Origin of the sequence: Actinoplanes sp. NPDC049265, from assembly GCF_043197135.1 — a bacterium.
GTDB lineage: Bacteria > Actinomycetota > Actinomycetes > Mycobacteriales > Micromonosporaceae > Actinoplanes.
The window spans coordinates 63,740-82,646 of sequence record NZ_JBICSP010000018.1 but is presented as its reverse complement, the minus strand read 5'-3'; the positions used below and the strand labels follow the sequence as shown (position 1 = coordinate 82,646).

The window sequence follows — 18,907 nt, the reverse complement described above, 5'->3', positions numbered from 1 at the left end:
GCCCAGACACCACCCCGCGCTACCACCAACACCACCAGTGGCAGCCAGACCCGGCATCCGCAGCCCAGACACCGCTCCTCGGGGCTACTACTTTGTTCAGCTCAGGGAGCGGATCGCCACGGCGGCGTCCAGGGCGGCCACGGTCGACTGCCAGCCCTTGTCCTCGATCGAGTCCTCCAGGCCGGCCCGGTCCTTGGCCTGGCCCAGCGACTCCACCGTCAGCACGCCGTGCGCGACCGGCGTCCGCTCGTCCAGCGACACCCGGGTCAGGCCGGCGGTCACCGCGTCGCAGACGTACTCGAAGTGCTTGGTCTCACCGCGGATGACCACGCCCAGCGCGACCACCGCGTCGCACCGCTGGGCCAGGGCCTGCGCCACCACGGGCAGCTCGACCGAGCCGGCCACCCGGATCACGATCACGTCGTCCACCCCGCACGCCTTGCCGGCCTGCTGGGCCCGGTCGACCATGTGGTCGACCAGGTTGCTGTGCCAGCGCGAGCCGACGATGCCGAGTTTGAGCCCGGCGGCGTCGACGGTCTCCATGTGCGGGTCACCGAAGCCGGCCATGTCGCCATCCCTTCGTAGGTGTGGTCAGTCTCCACCCGGCGACATCCGTGTCGCCGGGGAACTGCGATTAAGAGGCCCGTACGGCCGGACGGCCCCTCAGCCGAGCGCCTCGAACAGGTGGCCCATCCGGTCACGCTTGGTCCGCAGGTAGCGGACGTTCTCGGCGTGCACCCGCACCGGCAGCTCCTCGCGGCCGGTGACGGTCAGCCCGTACCCCTCCAGCCCCGCCCGTTTCGCCGGGTTGTTGGTCAGCAGCCGCATCGAGCGCACGCCCAAGTCGTAGAGGATCTGCGCGCCGGTGCCGTAGTCCCGGGCGTCGGCCGGCAGCCCGAGCTCCAGGTTGGCGTCGACGGTGTCCAGGCCTCGGTCCTGCAGCTGGTACGCCTGCAGCTTGTGCAGCAGCCCGATCCCCCGGCCCTCGTGCCCGCGCATGTAGAGCACCACCCCGCGCCCGGCCGCGGCCACCCGCTCCAGCGCCGCGTCCAGTTGCGGCCCGCAGTCGCAGCGCACCGAGCCGAAGACGTCACCGGTCAGGCATTCCGAATGCACCCGGACCAGCACGTCGTCGCCGTCGCCGAGCTCACCGAGGACCAGCGCCACGTGCTCGGCGCCGTCGGACAGCGCGCGGTAGCCGACCGCGGTGAACTCGCCGTGCTCGGTCGGCAGCCGGGTCTCGACCACCCGCTCGACCTGCTGCTCGTGCCGCCGCCGGTAGGCGATGAGCTCGGCGATGCTGATCAGCGCCAGGTCGTGTTCGGCCGCGAACGCCTCCAGGTCGGGCAGCCGCATCATGGTGCCGTCGTCGTTGACCATCTCGCACAGCACGCCGGCCGGTCGGAGCCCGGCCAGCTCGGCCAGGTCGATGGCGGCCTCGGTGTGGCCGGGCCGGCGCAGCACCCCGCCGACCTTGGCCCGCAGCGGGACCACGTGGCCGGGGCGGGACAGGTCGCCGGGCTGGGTGGCCGGGTCGGACAGCAGCCGGATGGTGTGCGCGCGGTCGGCGGCCGAGATGCCGGTGCCGATGTTCTCCCGGGCGTCGACAGTGACCGTGTACGCGGTGCCGCGCCGGTCTTGGTTGGTGTGATGCTGCGGCGGCAGGTCGAGCCGGTCGGCCTCGGCCTCGGTGATCGGGGCGCAGATGTAGCCCGAGGTGTAGCGGCGCATGAAGGCCACCAGCTCGGGTGTCGCCTTCTCGGCCGCGAAGATCAGGTCGCCCTCGTTCTCGCGGTCCTCGTCGTCGACGACGATCACGGCCTTGCCCGCGGCGACGTCCTTGATCGCGCGCTCGATGTCATCCAACATGACGGTCCCCCAGCATCTTCTCCACGTACTTGGCGATCACGTCGACTTCGAGATTGACCGGGTCGCCGATCGCTTTGGCGCCCAGGACCGTGAGTTTGAGGGTCGTCGGGATCAGCCCGACGCTGAACGACTGCTCGTCCACGGCCATCACGGTCAGCGAGACGCCGTCGACCGTGATCGAGCCCTTCTCCACCACGTACCGGGAAAGCTCCGAAGGCAGTGCGAACCGCAGCACCTCCCACTCGTCGGCGGGCTCGCGGGCGATGATCCGCGCGACCCCGTCGACGTGGCCCTGCACCAGGTGCCCGCCCAGCCGGCTACCCACCGTCGCGGCCCGCTCCAGGTTGACCGGACTGCCCGGCCGCAGTGCGCCCAGCGACGAGCGGCGCAGCGTCTCGCCCATCACGTCGGCGGTGAACACGCCGTCGACGTTGTCGAGCACGGTCAGGCAGACGCCGTTGACCGCGATCGAGTCGCCGTGCCGCGCGTCCGAGGTGACCAGCGGCCCCCGGATGGCGATGACAGCCGCGTCGCCCCCCGCGTCGGTGAGGTAGTTGACCTCGCCCAGTTCCTCGACGATGCCGGTGAACATCAGGACTCCTTCTGCCGGATGGTGGCGGTGAACCGCAGGTCCGGTCCGATCCGCGTGACGTCGGTGAGGTCGAGGTCGATGGCCTCGGCGATGGTGGTGACCCCGGCGGCGGCGAGCGCGTTGGCTCCCGCCCCGAGCAGCTTGGGCGCGACGTAGCCGGTCACCCGGTCGACCAGCCCCGCGGCCAGGAACGCGCCGGCCAGCGTCGGGCCGCCCTCGAGCAGCGCCGACCGCACACCCCGGTCGAAGAGCGCGGTGGTCAGCGCGTTCAGGTCGGTGCGGCCGTCCGGCCCGCGGCCGGTCTCGGCCGCTGTCGCGATCCAGGTGGGCGCGCTCTCGTCGCGGACTTTGGCCGATGATGGGGTACGCCCGGACGAGTCGACCACGACCCGCAGCGGTTGCCGCACCTCGCCGCCGGCGCCACGAACCGTGAGCTGGGCGTCGTCGGCCAGGATGGTGCCGACGCCGGCGATGATCGCGTCCACCGTCCCGCGCAGCCGGTGGACGTCGGCCCGGGCCTCGGCCGAGGTGATCCACTTGCTGGTGCCGTCGGCTGCCGCCGAGCGCCCGTCCAGCGTCGCGGCGAACTTCCAGGTCAGGTGCGGGCGTCCGCGCCGCACCGCGGTCAGCCAGACGGCGTTGCCCCGCTCGGCCTCGTCGCGCCGCAGCCCGGTGACCACCTCGACGCCCGCCGCCCGCAGGGTGCCCGTGCCACCCCCGGCCAGCCGGGTCGGATCGTCGACGGCGATCACCACGCGGCGTACCCCGGCCTTGATCAGCGCCTGAGCACAGGGCCCGGTGCGACCGGTGTGGTTGCAGGGTTCCAGCGTGACCACCGCGGTGGCCCCACGCGCCCGCTCACCGGCGTCGGCCAGCGCCACGATCTCGGCGTGCGGCCCGCCGGCCCGCTCGTGAAATCCTTCGCCCACGATCTCGCCATCGGAAAGCAACACACAGCCGACGACGGGGTTGGGATGCGTCGTACCGAGCCCGCGAGCGGCCAGCGCGACAGCGTGGCGCATCGCTTGATCCTCGGAGATCACCATTCCCCCTTCCAGGCGCGGCACGGTCACGCGCTGAAGGAGGAGAAAACGCAGGAAACGGACAGGAACGCCTAATCCCGTCACCCAGAAAGCCGGGCCCGGCACTTTCCAGCCGGCACCCCTGCCCCCAAGGCGGCGGTCAGGCGCAGCCTGACCGTTCCGCGCGCTCGCTCTCATCCGGACTGTCGATCAGGCCCCTCCAAGGGGTCGATCACCGTCGGCCCTGGGTTCTCACCAGGTCCACCGTCCGCCCTCTAGGGGCGTCCGGGTCGCGGGCTTACCTTCACTCGCGCGAAGGATCACCGCCGGTTCGGAATTTCACCGAGTCCCGCCAGCGCGTGGTGGGTCACCCCGAAGTCTTGCACTAAATCCGGGCGGTGACACCAGGCGCGTCTCGAAGGTCACACCTCGCCGGACGGATCGTCGGACGGGCTGCTACGACGCTGATCGATGGCCACGTACGAGCCGGGCTGGCTCTTGGCGACCTTTTTCATCTCCGAGGCCACCGCGACCACGACCCGCGCGTCGTCGAACCGCCGCCCGCCCGCCTTCGACTCGGCCACCCCGATCGAGAGCGTGACCAGCGCCGCCCGCTGCTTGTTGCCGCGCCGGTCGGGCACCTCGATGTAGCCTCGCTGCGCGTCGCTCGGGTCGTAGAGCTGGTCGGCCGCGTTCTCGAAGTCGGCCACCATCCGCTTGGTCAACGGCAGCACCTGGTCGGGCGTGCAGATGAAGACGAAGTCGTCGCCGCCGATGTGGCCCAGGAACACCGGCGGGCGGCCGGAGGTGGCCACCGCCCGGTGCAGGCTGCGGGCCAGCGCGGTGATGAACTCGTCGCCGCGGTCGAACCCGTACACGTCGTTGACGCTCTTGAACCGGTCGATGTCGATGTAGCCGACCGAGTAGTCGCCGCCGGCCCGCATCCGGTCGACGATCTCGCGCCGGACCCGGGCGTTGCCGGGCAGACCGGTCAGCGGGGAGACCTCACGGAACTCCTTGTTGCGCCGCAGCGTGGAGGCGACCCGGGCGATCAGCTCGGCCGTGTCGAACGGCTTGACCAGGTAGTCGTCGACGCCCGCGGTCAGGCCGACGACCTTGTCGACGGTCAGGCCCTTGGCGGTCAGCATGATCACCGGGAGGGCGCTGGTCAGCGGCTCGGCGCGCAGTCGGCGGGTGAGCTCGACGCCGTCCATGGCCGGCATCATCCAGTCGATGACGGCGAGATCGGGACGGACCTTCTCCATCATGTCGAGGGCTTCCTGACCATCCTTGGCCCGGACCACCTCGAAGCCGTGCACCTTCAGGTTGAACGCGACAAACCCGGCGATGTCGTCGTCGTCGTCGACCACCATGATGGTGTCCGGGCCCGCATTCGGCTCCCCGGGCAGATCGGTCGCCTCCGCGCGAACGCCACTACTCACGACGACACTCCGCTCCGCTTCGCTCCCTCACGCTCGTACCCCCGTCTTGGAAGCTTGTTCCTTGAGCTTGCGCACCGCCTCGGCCGGGTCGTCGGCGCCGTAGACCGCCGTGCCGGCCACGAACGCGTCGGCACCGGCCTCGGCCGCCTGCTCGATCGTGTCGGCCGCGATGCCGCCGTCCACCTCCAGCCGCACCTCGAGGTCCATCGCGCTGATCCGGCGGCGCACGTCACGCACCTTGCCGAGCATCTCGGGCAGGAACTTCTGCCCGCCGAAACCGGCCTTGATCGTCATGATCAGCAGCGTGTCCACAAAGGGAAGCAGCTCGAGGTAGGGCTCGACCGGCGTGTCCCGGTCGATCGCCAGACCCGCCTTCGCCCCGGCCGCGCGCAGCGTCTTGGCCAGCGCGAACGGGTTGTCGCAGGCCTCGGCGTGGAAGGTCACGTTGTACGCGCCGGCTTCCGCGTACCCGGGGGCCCAGCGCTCCGGATCGGTGATCATCAGGTGCACGTCGAACGGGATGTCGGTCGCCTCGCGCAGGCTCCGCACGACCGGTAGGCCGATCGTCAGATTCGGGACGAAGTGGTTGTCCATGACGTCCACGTGCACCCAGTCCGCGGCGCCCTCGATGGCGCGTACCTCGTCGGCCAGATGAGCGAAGTCGGCGGCCAGGATGCTCGGCGCGATGATCGGCGAAGGCTTCACGCTCGAAGTGTAGAACCTGCACCGCCCGCCCGGGCTTCGCTCACCCGCGACGAGCCGCAATACTGATCGGTGACGATCCACCCTCTCGCCCGGGAGACCCCTTGCCGACTGTTCACCGCCTGCGCCTGTTCGTGCTGGTCGCGGCCCTCCTGACCGCCCTCGCCGGGTGCGGGAGCAAGCCTGCGGGGATTGACGGCGACCTGGGCGACGACTGGGGCCAGCCCGGTCAGGTGGCGCCCTTCCGCCCGGCCGTGCACGGGTGCTTCGACAAGATGGAGGCGACCGCGCCGCTGGCTCAGTACGCGCCGTTCGACTGCGCCGAGCGGCACGCGGCCGAGTCGTTCTACGTCGGTGACCTGCCGCGGAGCGCCACCAACCGGGACAAGGCCGAGCTGGTGGCCGGGGCCGAGTGCTCGAAGCGGGCCGACGGGTTCACCGGCGGCACATGGCGCACGGGTGCGCTGCGTCTGCAGCCGGTGCTGCCCGGGCCGGCCGGGTGGTCGTCCGGCGCCCGCTGGTTCCGCTGCGACCTGGGCCAGGTCGAGCCGGGTACCGACAAGGTGGTCAGCCGGGGTGGCACGCTCAAGGCGGCGCTGACCGGGGCGGCGCCGCTGATGTTGCGCTGTTTCGACCCGGTGGTGGACGGCACCAACGTCAAGCAGATGAAGCCGGTGGCGTGCGATCAGCCCCACCACGCCGAATTCACCGGTTTGTGGGACGCCCCGGAGGACGCGGCGCTGATCAAGCTGGACGACGACAGCCGGATGGCGAAGGGCTGCCGCACCTCGATCGCGGTTTACGCCGGCGTGCCGAACGACGGCAACCTGCAGTACCGCGCGGGCTGGCTGGCCTTCGCCCCGAGCAGCAGCGAGTGGTCGGTCGGCATCCGCGCGGTGCAGTGTTTCCTGTGGCTGGCGGACGAGCCGATGCGCGGCTCGTACTCCGGCGCCGGGTCAGGCAAGCTGCCGATCCACTACGAGTGAGACCGGAGCCGCTCCTGGAAGGCGGCCGTGTCGTTCAGCCGGGGAAAGTCGTTGCTGGGCACGGGCACCCCGAGAAATTCGCACAGCGGCGCCCAGCCCTGCTTCACCTCGAACTCGAGCAACCGGTCGGCGGGCACCTCACGGCGTACCGCCTCGTTGTGCTCTTCGAAGACGCCGATCACGAAGTCGCGGTCGTTGCACCGGCCCTTGAACGTCCCGTCCATCACGATCCGCTGCGCCACCCGGCCGGCTGGCGGCGCGTCCGGGGCCGAGGCCCGCTGCGCCGCCGCCACGAAGATGGTCTTGGACATGCTCTCGTACCAGGCCTTGGGGTCGCGCACGGTCAGCAGGACCTTGGCCTCCGGGTCGCGTTCGATGAGCTCGCGCCAGAAGTAGACGCCGGGCCAGTCCACCGTGGACCGATGACCGTCGATCGCGGCGTCCAGCGCGCCCGGCACCCCGTCGGCGGCGTCGATCCACCGCAGCGCGCGCTCGGGGTCGCCCATCAGCGGCAGGAAATGGGCGCACGGGCCGAAGCCCACCTGCTCCAGTGCCGCCTTGAGACTGAGTGTTCCGGTCCGTCCGAATCCCGCGCCGATGACATCCATGCCTGTCACCGTACCCAGAGTTTTTCGACCCGAAAGGTGAACTTTCGCTAGGAAGTGCGTCGGAGGACGGCCAGGAACATCGCGTCGGTGCCGTGCCGGTGCGGCCAGAGCTGCACCGTCGGGCCGGCGCCCAGATGCGGCATCCCCGGCGGGAGCAGCGGACGCGCGTCGACGAAGTCCACGCCGACACCGCTGCGGCGGGCGCCCTCGGTGACCGTCACCTGGGTTTCGACCATGTGCGGCGAGCACGTGACGTAGGCCACGACACCGCCGGGGCGTACCGCGCGGAGGGCGGCCACCAGCAGCTCCCGCTGCAACCGGGTCAGCGGCGGCAGGTCGGCCGGCGTACGGCGCCAGCGCGACTCCGGCCGGCGCCGCAGCGAGCCCAGTCCCGTGCAGGGCGCGTCCACCAGCACCCGGTCGAACGACTCCTCGGGCAGATCCGGGTCGCGGCCGACCGACCGGCCGTCCACCGGCAGCACGGTCACCGGCATGCCCTCGGTCGCCTGCTCGACCAGCCGGGCGCGGTGCTCGGCCACCTCGACCGCTGTCACCTCGGCGCCCCGGGCGGCGGCGATCGACCCGATCAGCCCGGTCTTGCCGCCCGGGCCGGCGCACAGGTCGAGCCAGCGGGTGTCCTGTCCCTCGATCGGGGCAGCCAGCAGTGCCGCCGCGACCAGCTGCGACCCCTCGTCCTGGACGTGGGCGCGGCCCTCGCGGATCGCGGCCAGGTCGCCGGGCGCCCCGCCGCCGAGATAGACGGCGTACGGCGAGAACGCCCCCGGCACGCCACCCACCTCGTCGGCCAGCTCGACCGCGTCGGCCCGCCCCGGCCGCGCGCACAGGTGCACGGCCGGCGGCTGGTTGTCCTCGATCAGCAGCCGGCGGGTGTCGTCGAGGTCGCCGCCCAGCGCCTCGCTGAACGCCCGGATGATCCACTGCGGATGGTTGTGCAATACCGCGAGGTTCCCGACCGGGTCCTCGTCGTAGCCGGGGGCCAGCTTGGTCAGCCACGTGTCGAGGTCGCCGCCCTCGGACACCTCCCGCATCACCGCGTTGGCGAAGCCGGCCGCGCCCGGCGCCACCGACCGGACCAGGTCGACGGTCTGGTTGACCGCGGCGTGGGCCGGCACCCGGGTGTAGAGCAGCTGGTAGACGCCCAGGCGGAGGGCGTCGCGGGCGGGCGGGTCGATCCGGGCCACGTCGCGCCCGGCCGCCGCCCCGATGACCAGGTCGAGGGTGCCGTGCGCGCGCAGGGTGCCATAGGTCAGCTCGGTCGCGAACGCCGCGTCCCGCCCGGCCAGCCGCAGCCCGCGCAGGATGTCGTTCAGGACCAGGTTGGCGTACGCGTCATCGCGGTGCACCGCGGCGATCGCCTCGTACGCGGCCTGCCGGGCCGGATCCCCCGGCGGGCGGCCGGACCGTGGACCGCGTCCCGTCCGCGCGTCCCGCTGCTGGCCCCGGCCTCCGCTGTAGCCCGGGCCGCCCGGCCGCCGGGGCCGTCCCGATCCGTGCGGCCGATCGGCCTGATGTCCCGTCATGCGAACGTCTCCCCCGCCTCGAGGCGGAGTCCCCGCGCCCAGTCAGTCGCGGACATCGGCTTCTTGCCGGCCGCGCGTACCTCACCCAGTGCCACCGGTGTGGTGGCCGTACCCGCGAAGACCTGGGTCCGCTCGACCCGGATCTCGCCCGGCTTCAGCGGCTCGGCGTTGGCCACCGGATGCACCGGACCCAGTTTGAGCCGGTCTCCGCGCAACGTCGTCCACGCCCCCGGCGCCGGGGTGCAGGCCCGGACGCGCCGGTCCACCCCGAAGGCCGGATCTCCCCACCGGATCCGCGCGTCCTCCACGGTGATCTTGGGTGCCAACGACACGCCCTCGGCCGGCTGCGGATGCGCCCGCGCCGTGCCGTCCTCGATGGCGTCGAGCACCGCCACCAGCAGCCCCGCACCCTCGGTGGCGAGCCGGTCGAGCAGGTCACCGGAGGTGTCGGCCGGGCGAACCCGCTCGGTCAGCGTCCCGTAGACCGGTCCGGTGTCGAGTCCCGCCTCCAGGTCGAAGACGCTGGCCCCGGTCACCTCGTCGCCATGCAGGACGGCATGCTGCACGGGCGCGGCGCCGCGCCAGGCCGGCAGCAGGGAGAAGTGCAGGTTGACCCACCCGTACCGGGGAATCTCGAGGGCGCTCGGTGGCACCAGCGCGCCGTAGGCGACCACCGGGACGCAGTCGGGGCCGATCTCGCGCAGCCGTTCCTGAAACTCGGGCTCACGTGGACGCTGCGGCGTCAGCACCTCGATGCCCCGCTCGTCGGCCCACGCTCCGACGGGCGAGCGGACCAGCTTGCGTCCCCGTCCCGACGGCGCGTCCGGGCGCGTGACCACGGCCACCAGTTCGTGTCGGGACCCGGCCACGGCGTCCAGGGCCGGCAGAGCCACTTCGGGCGTACCCGCGAAAACCAGCCGCATGCTCAGAGCCCCCGCCCGAAGATCCCGCGCCCGTGCGGGCTGTCCTTGACCACCGGCGGCTTCCCCGCGTCGTACCACTCGGCCGCCCGGATCTGCTTCATCGCCTCCTTGCGCCCGGCCGAATCCAGCCGGTCGAGGAAGAGAACGCCGTCGAGGTGGTCGGTCTCGTGCTGCACGCACCGCGCCATCAGTCCGGTGCCGACCAGCCGCACCGGGTCGCCGTGCTCGTTGAAGCCGGTCGCGACCACGTTTTGCCGCCGCTTGGTGTCGATGTAGATGCCCGGGATCGACAGGCAGCCCTCGGGCCCGTCCTGTTCCTCGTCGTCCGGGAACGCGAGGACCGGGTTGACGATGTGCCCGACCACGTCGTCCACGTCGAACGCGAACACCCGCAGCCCGACCCCCAGCTGCGGCGCGGCGAGCCCCGCGCCCCCTTCGTCCCGCATCGTCTCGGTCAGGTCCCTGACCAGCCCGCGCAGCTCCTTGTCGAAGTCGACGACCGGATCGGCCGCGGTGCGCAGCACCGGGTCCCCGAAGAGGCGGATGGGCTGAACAGTCACGCGACGCAACTCCTACCTAGGCGGTCCACTCACGGGAAGTCTACGGACCCGCTTTTTTCTGATGTACGCCCGACGTCACCTCCCGGGGCGCACACGCCGGCTGAGCGGTCGGTCACCCTCCGTGCCCACGCTGCGGGTTGTCCTGCCACACCTTCCGCACCAGCGCCTCGAGGCGGCGCTCCCCGTCCGGGGTCTGCGCGCCGGCCTCGATGGCGTCGCTCATGATGCGCAGCGCGACCGGATTCAGCAGGGCCATGCCGACCTCGTCCTCGACCAGCAGCGCGCCGGAGTGGTCGGCCGGTGGCAGCGCGCGCTTCACCGCCGGAATCACTCCGTCGGGGAGCGCGGCGATGTCGCGTGCGGTCCTGGTCACGTACTCGTCCAGCTCATCGGCGGGCAGCGCCCGGTTGATCCAGCCGTAGGCGGCCGCCGTGGCCGCGTCCACGCTGTCGCCGGTCAGGATGACCTCCATGGCCCGGTTACGGCCGATGCGCTCGCGCAGGTATTGCGTTCCGCCACCGCCGGGGATGATGCCCATCAGGGATTCGATCTGACCGATGCGGGCGGTCTCCAGGGCGGCGAAGGTCAGGTCGGCAGCGGCGACGAACTCGGCGCCGCCACCGCGGGCGATACCGGCCAGTTTGACGATGGTCACCTGCGGCTGATGGCGGATGAGTTCCCCGACCGCCTGGAAGACGTTCAGTCCGGCCGGCGCGGCGGCGACGAGCTCATCGAAGGTCTGCTTCTCGTCGAGGATGCGGATGTCGACGTGTGCCAGGAAGAACTCGCTGTCGGCGCTGTCGAACACGATGACCCTGATCGACGGGTCGTCCCGCACCGCGGCCAGCCGGTCGTGCAGTTCCCGCATCATGGTGGCGCTGAGCACGTTGACCGGCGGGTTGTGCAGCGTCACGGTCAGCACGCCGCCGCTCACGTGGGTAGTGATGGTGCGGTCCATCGGTGGTGTCCCCTCCCAGTAGGTATGCGATGCATACCTACTTTTGATTGCCTGGTTACCATGGTCAAGAACGCACTTTCGGCCAACCAGGGATGCTCGGGGATACCGATGCGGGACGACGCCGAGCCGGTGTTCCGGGCTGACTGCCCGAGCCGGCCGATTCTGGATCAGATCGCGGACAAGTGGTCGATGATGGCGATGGCCGTGCTGGATAAACCGGCGCGCTTCAACGAACTGAAGCGTCGCTTGCAGGGCATCACCCAGCGAGTACTGACCCAGACGCTGCGCCGGCTGGAACGGAACGGGATGATCACCCGCGTGGTGCTGCCCGGGCCTCCACTCGGCGTCGAATACTCGTTGACGCCGCTGGGCCGATCCTTACGAGAGCCGTTCATGCACCTGTACGGCTGGACCGTCGAGCACAGCGCCGAGATCGCCGCACATCAGCGGTCGTACGACGACAGGGCGTCCGCCTAGAACAAGGTGGCCGGGTCCATCTGCAGGCGGACCGGGTGGGCGGCCTTGCGGGCGCTGCGCATCGCAGCCGCCTCGTGCAGGGCGTGGGCCAGTTCGGCGGCCTTGCCACGGGAGACGCGCAGCAGGAAACGTTCCTGCTCGTTGTCGGCCGGCACCGGCCCCAGCACCTCGGTGCCGGCCGGCAGCCGGGCGATCTTCAGCAGGTCGGCGACCGCGTCGGCCGGCCCGGTGACGTCGGCCATCCGGGCTGCCGGAGGAAAGCGCAGTTCGCGCCGTTCAGCCAGTTCGCGGGCGGCGAACCAGCCCGGATCCCAGCGCAGCAACGCCTGCACCGTGGCCAGGGACCCGTCGGCGACCACGATGACCGAGCCGTCGGGCCGGGCCAGCGCCGCCGCGTTGAACCATCGCCGCATGGTCTCCTCGCCGGCGCGCAGGTCGGAGCGGGTCAGCAGGGCCCAGGTGTCGAGCAGCAGCACACAGCCGAAGCCGTCCTCGGCCACCGGCTCGGCGCCCGGCGTGGCCACCACGACGGCGGCCTCGGCCGGGACGGTGTCGAGGACCTCGTCCCGCCCGGAGGTGCGGACGGTCACGCCGGGGAAGGCTCGGCCCAGTTCTTCCGCGGTACGCCGGGCACCGGTCACCGACGCCCGCAGACGCCGGCCGCCGCAGGCCGGGCAGGCATAGTCGGCCGACACCCGTGCACACCACCGGCAGGTCGGCACGTCGCGCGCCCCCGCCAGACCGAGCGGCCCCGAGCAGTGCGGGCACCGGGCCGGCGTGCGGCACTCGGCGCAGGCGGTGGACGGCAGGTAACCCCGGCGCGGCACCTGCACCAGCACCGGCCGCCCGGCCTGAAGAGCAGTGCGGGCGGCCTGCCACCCGAGGCTGGGCAGCCGCGCCGTGGCCGCACCCGGGTCCCGGGCCAGCTGCGGATCGTCGCCGGTGGGCTGGATCCGGGCCACCCGCCCCCGGAGCGTGTCCCGCGAGGCGCTGATCTCTCTGGCCCAACCGGTCTCCAGCAGCAGTTGCGCCTCACCGGTCCGGGCGAACCCGCCGATCAGCGCCGAGCACCCGGCCAGCTGGGCCCGGGTCAGCAACACCTCGCGGGCGTGCGGGTAGGGCGCCCGCGGCTCGGCGTACAGATCGTCACCGTCGTCCCAGATGACCACGAGCCCGAGATCCCGTACCGGAGCGAACATCGCCGCCCGCGTGCCGGCCACAACCGACACCTGATGCCGGCTGGCGGCCAGAAACCGCCGGTACCGCTCGGCCGGCCCCGCCGCGGCGTTCAACGCGACATGCCGCCCGTCGCCGAGGGCCGCCCCGAGGGCACGATCCACCCGTTCGAGGTCGCGGGCGTCCGCGACCAGCACCAGCGCCCCATGCCCGCCGCGCACGGTCGTCGCGCAGGCCTCCGCGATCCGGGCCGGCCAGTCTTCACCGGGCAACGCCGACCACACCGCCCGGGCCGCCCGGCCCTCGGCCAGCGCCCGCAGAAACGCACTCCCGGCGACGTAGTCACCCCACCGATCCCCGCCCACGACGCCGGCCGGCCCACCCTGTGCGGAGTCAGAGCCGGCGTCGCTCTCCCCGCCCGGCGCCGGCGCGGGTGCCGGGCTCGACGAAGACGCCGGGTCGGGCGTGGACGCCGGGTCGGGCGTGGACGCCGGGTCGGGGTCGGGGTCGGGGTCGGGCGACGATGCCGGGTTCTGCGGAGACGCCGGATCGGGCGAGAGCGCCGGGTCTTGCGGAGATGCCGGGGCAAGCGAGGATTCCGGGCTCTGCGGAGACGCCGGATCGGGCGAGAGCGCGGAAGCCGGAGAGAGCCCGGGAGGCGGGGCTTTCTGGGACTCGACCCGGGCGTGGCGGGGCGGGACGGCCAGGCGGAGGACGTCCTGGAGGCTTCCCGCGTACCGGTCGGCGATCGCCCGGGCCAGGCGTGCCACCGCCGGGTCGAGGACGCGCTCGGCCGACACCACCTTGTCGAGGAACGCGAGTTTGCCGTCATGCCCCGACGACTCGGCCCGCTCCAGCAGGAAGCCGCTCACCAGTTGCCCGGCGAACCGGACCCGGACCCGCACCCCGGGCTGAGCCGCCTCGTCGTCGGACTCGGCCACCAGATAGTCGAACGGCCGGTCGAGGTGGGGCAGCGGCACGTCGACCGCCACCCGCGCCACCGGCCGGGTCGCGGCGGGCGACCGGGGCGGTTTGGCCTTCGCCCGCTTCCCGGAAACTTCCACGGCCCGATTCTCGACCGCCGGTACGACAGTTTCCCGCGCGGCCGCCGCGGAAGACCCAGCCGCCACCGAAGACGCGGACGACGCGGAAGAATCGGGAGGCCGAGCCGGCGCGGAAGACGCGGCGGCGGGAGGCGCAGCGAAAAGGGGCACCTCGCCGGATGACGAGGCGCCCCTTTCCGGAGGACCGCTAGGCAGCGGCGTTCTTCAGGTCCTGGGCGCGGTCCGTGTTTTCCCAGAGCAGCTCGGGGATCTCACGGCCGAAGTGCCCGTAGGCCGCGGTCTGCTGGTAGATCGGGCGCAGCAGGTCGAGGTCGCGGATGATCGCGGCGGGGCGCAGGTCGAAGACCTCGTTGATGGCCTTCTCGATCCGCTCGACCGACACGTTCTCGGTGCCGAAGGTCTCGACGAACAGCGACACGGGGTGGGCCTTGCCGATCGCGTACGCCACCTGGGTCTCGCACCGCTCGGCCAGCCCGGCGGCGACCACGTTCTTGGCCACCCACCGCATCGCGTACGCCGCGGACCGGTCCACCTTGGACGGGTCCTTGCCCGAGAACGCCCCGCCGCCGTGGCGGGCGTACCCGCCGTACGTGTCGACGATGATCTTGCGGCCGGTCAGGCCGGCGTCGCCCATCGGGCCGCCGATCTCGAAGCGGCCGGTCGGGTTGACCAGCAGGCGGTAGCCCTCGGTGTCGAGGCCGAGGCCTTCCAGCTCGGGGGCGATCACGTGCTCGCGGACGTCGGGCGTGAGCAGCGACTCGAGCGAGATGTCGGCGGCGTGCTGCGAGGACACGACAACGGTGTTGAGGCGGACCGGCTTGAGCCCGTCGTACTCGATGGTGACCTGGGTCTTGCCGTCGGGACGCAGGTAGGGAATCGTGCCGTCCTTGCGGGTGGCGGACAGCCGGCGGGCCAGGCGGTGGGCCAGCGCGATCGGCAGCGGCATCAGCTCGGGGGTCTCGGAGCAGGCGAAGCCGAACATCATGCCCTGGTCGCCGGCGCCCTGGGCGTCGAGGACGTGCTCGGAGCTGCCTTCGCGCAGTTCGACGGCGCTGTCCACGCCCTGGGCGATGTCCGGTGACTGCGAGCCGATCGAGACGCTGACTCCGCAGGACGCGCCGTCGAAGCCCTTCTTCGACGAGTCGTACCCGATGTTCAGGATGGTCTCGCGAACGATGCTCGGGATGTCCGCGTACGCCTGGGTGGTCACCTCGCCGGCGACGTGCACCTGACCAGTCGTGATCAAGGTTTCGACCGCCACGCGGCTGCGCGGGTCCTGCGCCAGCAGCGCGTCGAGAATGCCGTCGCTGATCTGGTCAGCGATCTTGTCCGGGTGGCCTTCCGTGACCGACTCGGAGGTGAACAGGCGGCGTGCCACGGTGCTCCTCAGATTCGTCGAACAGTTCGTTCCGCGGAAGTGTAGTCAACCCCGCGCCCTACGTGTCATGCCGTCCCATCGGACACGACCAGTCGTTTAACGACTTCGTCCCAGACCGCGTCGGCGACGTCGTCCTTGGGGCGTTCGCCGAGGTCGGCCACGGTGCCCTGGGCATCGAGAACGGTGACGGTGTTCGCGTCGGATCCGAAGACCCGGTCGACGCCCACCTCGTTCACCACGATCAGGTCGGCACGTTTCCGGACAAGTTTCGCACGTGCGTTCTCGATCGCGTCGTGAGTCTCGGCCGCGAACGCGACAAGCAGCTGACCTGGGGCCTTGGCCGCGCCGAGTTCGGCCGCGATGTCCGGGTTGGGAACCAGTTCGAGGGTGGGTACGGCGCCGTCGGCGGTCTTCTTGATCTTCTGCACGGCCATCGTGGCCGGCCGGAAGTCGGCCGGTGCCGCGGCCATCACGATCGCGTCGGCGCCGGCCGCGGCCCCCACGGTGGCCTTGCGTAGTTCCTCGGTGGTGGCGACGCGGATCACGTCGGCGCCGGCCGGATCGGGCAGTGTGACGTTCGCCGCGATGAGTGTGACGCGCGCCCCACGAGCCACGGCGGTACGCGCGAAGGCGTACCCCTGCTTGCCCGATGATCTGTTGCCGAGGAATCGGACCGGGTCGAGTGGCTCGCGGGTGCCCCCGGCCGTGACGACCACGTGCCGGCCGTGCAGGTCGCGGGGCCGGCCGGCCAGCGCGCGGCGGGCGATCTCGAAAATCTCGGCCGGTTCCGGAAGCCGGCCCTTGCCAGTGTCGGCGCCGGTGAGCCGCCCGACCGCCGGCTCGATGACCAGGTGGCCGCGCTGGCGGAGGGTGGCGACGTTGGCCCGGGTGGCCGGGTTCTCCCACATCTCGGTGTGCATGGCCGGCGCCCACACGATCGGGACGGTGGCGGTGAGCAGGGTGTTGGTGAGCAGGTCGTCGGCGATGCCGTGGGCGGCCTTGGCCAGCATGTCGGCCGTGGCGGGGGCGATCACCAGCAGGTCGGCGTGCCGCCCGATGCGCACGTGCGGCACCTCGTGGGCGTCGGCCCAGACCTCGGTGGCGACCGGTTGCCCGGAGAGGGCGGCCCAGGTGGGCTCGCCGACGAACTTCAGGGCCGAGGCGGTGGGCACCACGCGTACCCGGTGTCCGGTTTCGGTAAAGAGCCGCAAAAGCTCGCAGGCCTTGTACGCGGCGATCCCACCGCACACACCGAGTACAACGTTGGTCACAACTAACGCCCCCATAACGAAATGGCCCCGCGCCCACTATGCGGGACGCAGGGCCAACATTAACTAGCGGTTCAGGGGTTGTCGGTCGCCTCGGCGGTCAGCAGGCCGGCGTTGATCTCGCGCATCGCGATCGACAGCGGCTTCTCCTGCGGGGTCGTCTCGACCAGCGGTCCGACGTACTCGAGCAGGCCCTCACCGAGCTGGCTGTAGTAGGCGTTGACCTGCCGGGCGCGCTTCGCCGCGAAGATCACCAACGAGTACTTCGACGAGGTCTTGTCGAGGAGCTCATCGATCGGCGGGTTGGTGATTCCTTCGGGATTTGCGATGGTTCCCACGGTTTTGACAATCCTTAATGTTCTGGCGCCTGTGCTGGGGTCAGGTATGACGAACCGAGCAATCCTACCAGCTCATCAGCGGCACGCTCGACGAAATCATTGACCACCGTTCGGTCGAATTCTTTCTCCGCCGCGAGCTCGGAGTCCGCGTGCGCGAGGCGCTTGCGGATGGTCTCCTCGTCGTCGGTCCCGCGACCGATCAGCCGGCGTTTCAGCTCCTCGACGCTGGGCGGGGCCAGGAAGACCAGCTGCGCGTCGGACATGGTGGCACGGACCTGACGGGCGCCCTGAAGGTCGATCTTCAACAGAACGGGCCGGCCCTGTGCGAGCCAGCCCTCAACTTGCGCCCGGGGTGTGCCGTAGAGGTTCCCCGCGAATTCCGCCCATTCGAGCAGTTGCCCGCCGTCGATCAGGCGTTGGAACTCGGTCCTGCTCACGAAGTGATAATGCTCGCCGTCGGTCTCGTAGTCACGTTTCTTGCGGGTGGTCACCGAAACGGACAGCTTGATCCATGGCGAGCGCGCCCGGATCAGCTCGATCACGCTGTCCTTACCCACCCCGGAGGGGCCGGACAGGACGGTGAGTCGGGCTGCCGGGCGCGCGTCGTCATCCATGCTCACGGCTCATTCCTACACGAGCCGACGAGTCAGTTCGCAGCGAACTCCCCCAGGAGGGCCTTACGCTGCTGCTCGCCCAGACCGCGCAGACGACGGCTGTCCGCGATCTTGAGCTTCTCCATGATCTGGGTCGCCCGGATCTTGCCGATGCCCGGAAGCGCCTGAAGCACCGCCGAAACCTTCAGCTTGCCGACGACGTCGTCGCCTTCCGCACGGTCGAGGACGGCGGCGAGGGTGGTCTTGCCAGACTTGAGCTGATCCTTCAGCTCGGCCCGAGCCTTGCGAATCTCCGCGGCCTTCTCCAGCGCTGCGGCACGCTGCTCGGGGGTCAATGACGGGAGCGGCACCAGTTCTCCTCAGGTCCCTATCGCGCTGGTCGTTGAATACCGGCGCATCTGTGAAACGTGGTGTGCCAGGGAACCAAAGGGGCATGTGGTTCCTGGCGACTCGGAAAACTAGCGGTCAGGGAGGGTTTCGGCAACGTGGGGGTACCCCTCGATCACCTCCCGCCCAGCCTGCTAAGACGCTCGTTTCACCCGAGCGCGGCGCGGCAGTCGTCCGCCGCACGCCGCGCGGCGGCGCGCAAGGCGGTCACGTCGGGTCCCGCTCCGAGGACCTCACGTGAGTACGAAGGCAGCACGTTTGGCCGACTTTCGCCGAAGATCGTCCGGAGTTGATCAGGCGTCCCACCCTGTGCTCCCAGGCCCGGAGCGAGCAGTGGACCGTTCACCTTGGACAGCTCGTGACCGGTGTCGCCAATGGTCGCCCCGACCACCAGGCCGATGCTCCCGAGAGGACTCGCACCCGCGTTGAGCTGGGAAATCTCATCGATCACGGTCTGCCCGACGGTGCGGCCGTCCGCAGTGACGGCATGCTGGACGACCGGTCCCTCCGGGTTGGACGTGAGCGCCAGCACGAAGACGCCGGCGCCGTGCCGGGCCGCCGCGTCGAACGCGGGGCGCAACGAGCCGACGCCCAGATAGGGACTCACAGTAATCGCGTCGACACTCATAGGATTCGATGGATTTAGATACGCGTCGGCGTACGCGGCCATCGTCGAGCCGATATCTCCGCGCTTAACGTCAAGCAGGATGATCACTCCGGCTTCTCGTGACTGTCGGATAATTGACTCAAGAACGTGGATGCCACGTGACCCAAATCTCTCGAAAAACGCCGACTGCGGCTTGAGAACGGCGACCCGATCGGCGAGCGCCTCGGCCACCGTGAACGCGAAGCGTTCCAGGCCGGACACGTCGTCGGGCAGGCCCCAGCGACTCAGCAGAGCGCTGTGCGGATCGATGCCCACACACAGCGGCCCGCGCTCCTCGACGGCCCGATGCAGACGTTCTCCGAAGGTCGGCGTGGCCATGAGTCATCCTCTTCCTG

General features: G+C 70.9%; 20 protein-coding genes and 1 riboswitch. Of the genes, 2 read left to right on the top strand and 18 right to left on the bottom strand.

Annotated elements, in window-relative coordinates; translation table 11 throughout:
* Window positions 1-96: 96 nt before the first annotated feature.
* From ribH to rpe, 6 genes are all read right to left on the bottom strand, one after another.
* Entirely contained in the window at window positions 97-567 is a 471-nt protein-coding gene (gene ribH / locus ACGFIO_RS33750; protein WP_392832656.1) for a 6,7-dimethyl-8-ribityllumazine synthase, read from the bottom strand.
* Between the two features lie 96 nt (window positions 568-663).
* Window positions 664-1,869 (bottom strand): bifunctional 3,4-dihydroxy-2-butanone-4-phosphate synthase/GTP cyclohydrolase II, encoded by a 1,206-nt coding sequence (locus ACGFIO_RS33745; RefSeq protein ID WP_392832653.1) that lies wholly within the window; start codon window positions 1,867-1,869, stop codon window positions 664-666.
* The gene (locus tag ACGFIO_RS33740) at window positions 1,859-2,461 is read right to left on the bottom strand and encodes a riboflavin synthase (protein ID WP_392832650.1); all 603 of its coding nucleotides are present in this window, start codon (window positions 2,459-2,461) and stop codon (window positions 1,859-1,861) included. Before ACGFIO_RS33740 ends, ACGFIO_RS33745 begins: the two co-directional genes overlap by 11 nt.
* A complete protein-coding gene (ribD, locus tag ACGFIO_RS33735; protein ID WP_392832875.1) occupies window positions 2,461-3,507 on the bottom strand; it encodes a bifunctional diaminohydroxyphosphoribosylaminopyrimidine deaminase/5-amino-6-(5-phosphoribosylamino)uracil reductase RibD in 1,047 nt (348 codons plus the stop codon). Before ribD ends, ACGFIO_RS33740 begins: the two co-directional genes overlap by 1 nt.
* 158 nt (window positions 3,508-3,665) lie before the next feature.
* Window positions 3,666-3,844, bottom strand: a riboswitch (FMN riboswitch).
* A 61-nt stretch (window positions 3,845-3,905) separates the two neighbouring features.
* Window positions 3,906-4,856 carry a response regulator gene (locus ACGFIO_RS33730; RefSeq protein ID WP_392832873.1) on the bottom strand — a complete coding sequence of 317 codons (951 nt, stop codon included), beginning with the start codon at window positions 4,854-4,856 and terminating at the stop codon, window positions 3,906-3,908.
* A gap of 96 nt (window positions 4,857-4,952) precedes the next feature.
* Window positions 4,953-5,630 carry a ribulose-phosphate 3-epimerase gene (gene rpe / locus ACGFIO_RS33725; RefSeq protein ID WP_392832647.1) on the bottom strand — a complete coding sequence of 226 codons (678 nt, stop codon included), beginning with the start codon at window positions 5,628-5,630 and terminating at the stop codon, window positions 4,953-4,955.
* A gap of 101 nt (window positions 5,631-5,731) precedes the next feature.
* Here rpe and ACGFIO_RS33720 point away from each other — a divergent pair, with 101 nt between their 5' ends.
* Window positions 5,732-6,613, top strand: coding sequence for a septum formation family protein (locus tag ACGFIO_RS33720; protein ID WP_392832645.1), 882 nt, complete (start codon window positions 5,732-5,734; stop codon window positions 6,611-6,613).
* Here ACGFIO_RS33720 and ACGFIO_RS33715 read toward each other — a convergent pair.
* The 5 genes from ACGFIO_RS33715 to ACGFIO_RS33695 all read right to left on the bottom strand — a co-directional run bounded on the left by ACGFIO_RS33715 (window position 6,604) and on the right by ACGFIO_RS33695 (window position 11,203).
* Entirely contained in the window at window positions 6,604-7,221 is a 618-nt protein-coding gene (locus ACGFIO_RS33715) for a sulfotransferase family protein (RefSeq protein ID WP_392832643.1), read from the bottom strand. The genes ACGFIO_RS33720 and ACGFIO_RS33715 overlap by 10 nt on opposite strands.
* A gap of 47 nt (window positions 7,222-7,268) precedes the next feature.
* Complete coding sequence (locus tag ACGFIO_RS33710) at window positions 7,269-8,762, bottom strand: RsmB/NOP family class I SAM-dependent RNA methyltransferase (RefSeq protein ID WP_392832642.1); 1,494 nt, start codon at window positions 8,760-8,762, stop codon at window positions 7,269-7,271.
* Complete coding sequence (fmt, locus tag ACGFIO_RS33705) at window positions 8,759-9,685, bottom strand: methionyl-tRNA formyltransferase (RefSeq protein WP_392832639.1); 927 nt, start codon at window positions 9,683-9,685, stop codon at window positions 8,759-8,761. Before fmt ends, ACGFIO_RS33710 begins: the two co-directional genes overlap by 4 nt.
* 2 nt (window positions 9,686-9,687) lie before the next feature.
* Complete coding sequence (gene def / locus ACGFIO_RS33700) at window positions 9,688-10,245, bottom strand: peptide deformylase (protein WP_392832638.1); 558 nt, start codon at window positions 10,243-10,245, stop codon at window positions 9,688-9,690.
* A 112-nt stretch (window positions 10,246-10,357) separates the two neighbouring features.
* On the bottom strand, window positions 10,358-11,203 hold the full coding sequence (locus ACGFIO_RS33695) for an enoyl-CoA hydratase/isomerase family protein (protein WP_392832635.1): 846 nt from the start codon (window positions 11,201-11,203) through the stop codon (window positions 10,358-10,360).
* 108 nt (window positions 11,204-11,311) lie between these two features.
* Between ACGFIO_RS33695 and ACGFIO_RS33690 the strand changes: the two genes are divergently transcribed.
* Window positions 11,312-11,680, top strand: a complete 369-nt coding sequence (locus ACGFIO_RS33690) for a winged helix-turn-helix transcriptional regulator (RefSeq protein ID WP_392832634.1) — start codon at window positions 11,312-11,314, stop codon at window positions 11,678-11,680.
* Here the strand turns inward: ACGFIO_RS33690 and ACGFIO_RS33685 are convergent.
* From ACGFIO_RS33685 to pyrF, 7 genes are all read right to left on the bottom strand, one after another.
* The gene (locus ACGFIO_RS33685) at window positions 11,677-13,920 is read right to left on the bottom strand and encodes a primosomal protein N' (RefSeq protein ID WP_392832633.1); all 2,244 of its coding nucleotides are present in this window, start codon (window positions 13,918-13,920) and stop codon (window positions 11,677-11,679) included. The genes ACGFIO_RS33690 and ACGFIO_RS33685 overlap by 4 nt on opposite strands.
* Window positions 13,921-14,107: 187 nt before the next feature.
* Window positions 14,108-15,298, bottom strand: a complete 1,191-nt coding sequence (metK, locus tag ACGFIO_RS33680) for a methionine adenosyltransferase (protein WP_392832631.1) — start codon at window positions 15,296-15,298, stop codon at window positions 14,108-14,110.
* A gap of 65 nt (window positions 15,299-15,363) precedes the next feature.
* A complete protein-coding gene (coaBC, locus tag ACGFIO_RS33675; RefSeq protein WP_392832629.1) occupies window positions 15,364-16,569 on the bottom strand; it encodes a bifunctional phosphopantothenoylcysteine decarboxylase/phosphopantothenate--cysteine ligase CoaBC in 1,206 nt (401 codons plus the stop codon).
* 71 nt (window positions 16,570-16,640) lie between these two features.
* The gene (gene rpoZ / locus ACGFIO_RS33670; RefSeq protein WP_015623990.1) at window positions 16,641-16,904 is read right to left on the bottom strand and encodes a DNA-directed RNA polymerase subunit omega; all 264 of its coding nucleotides are present in this window, start codon (window positions 16,902-16,904) and stop codon (window positions 16,641-16,643) included.
* Between the two features lie 14 nt (window positions 16,905-16,918).
* A complete protein-coding gene (gmk, locus tag ACGFIO_RS33665) occupies window positions 16,919-17,518 on the bottom strand; it encodes a guanylate kinase (RefSeq protein WP_392832626.1) in 600 nt (199 codons plus the stop codon).
* A gap of 32 nt (window positions 17,519-17,550) precedes the next feature.
* Window positions 17,551-17,868 (bottom strand): integration host factor, actinobacterial type, encoded by a 318-nt coding sequence (mihF, locus tag ACGFIO_RS33660; RefSeq protein ID WP_285684834.1) that lies wholly within the window; start codon window positions 17,866-17,868, stop codon window positions 17,551-17,553.
* A 185-nt stretch (window positions 17,869-18,053) separates the two neighbouring features.
* Entirely contained in the window at window positions 18,054-18,890 is an 837-nt protein-coding gene (pyrF, locus tag ACGFIO_RS33655; protein WP_392832623.1) for an orotidine-5'-phosphate decarboxylase, read from the bottom strand.
* Window positions 18,891-18,907 lie beyond the last annotated feature (17 nt).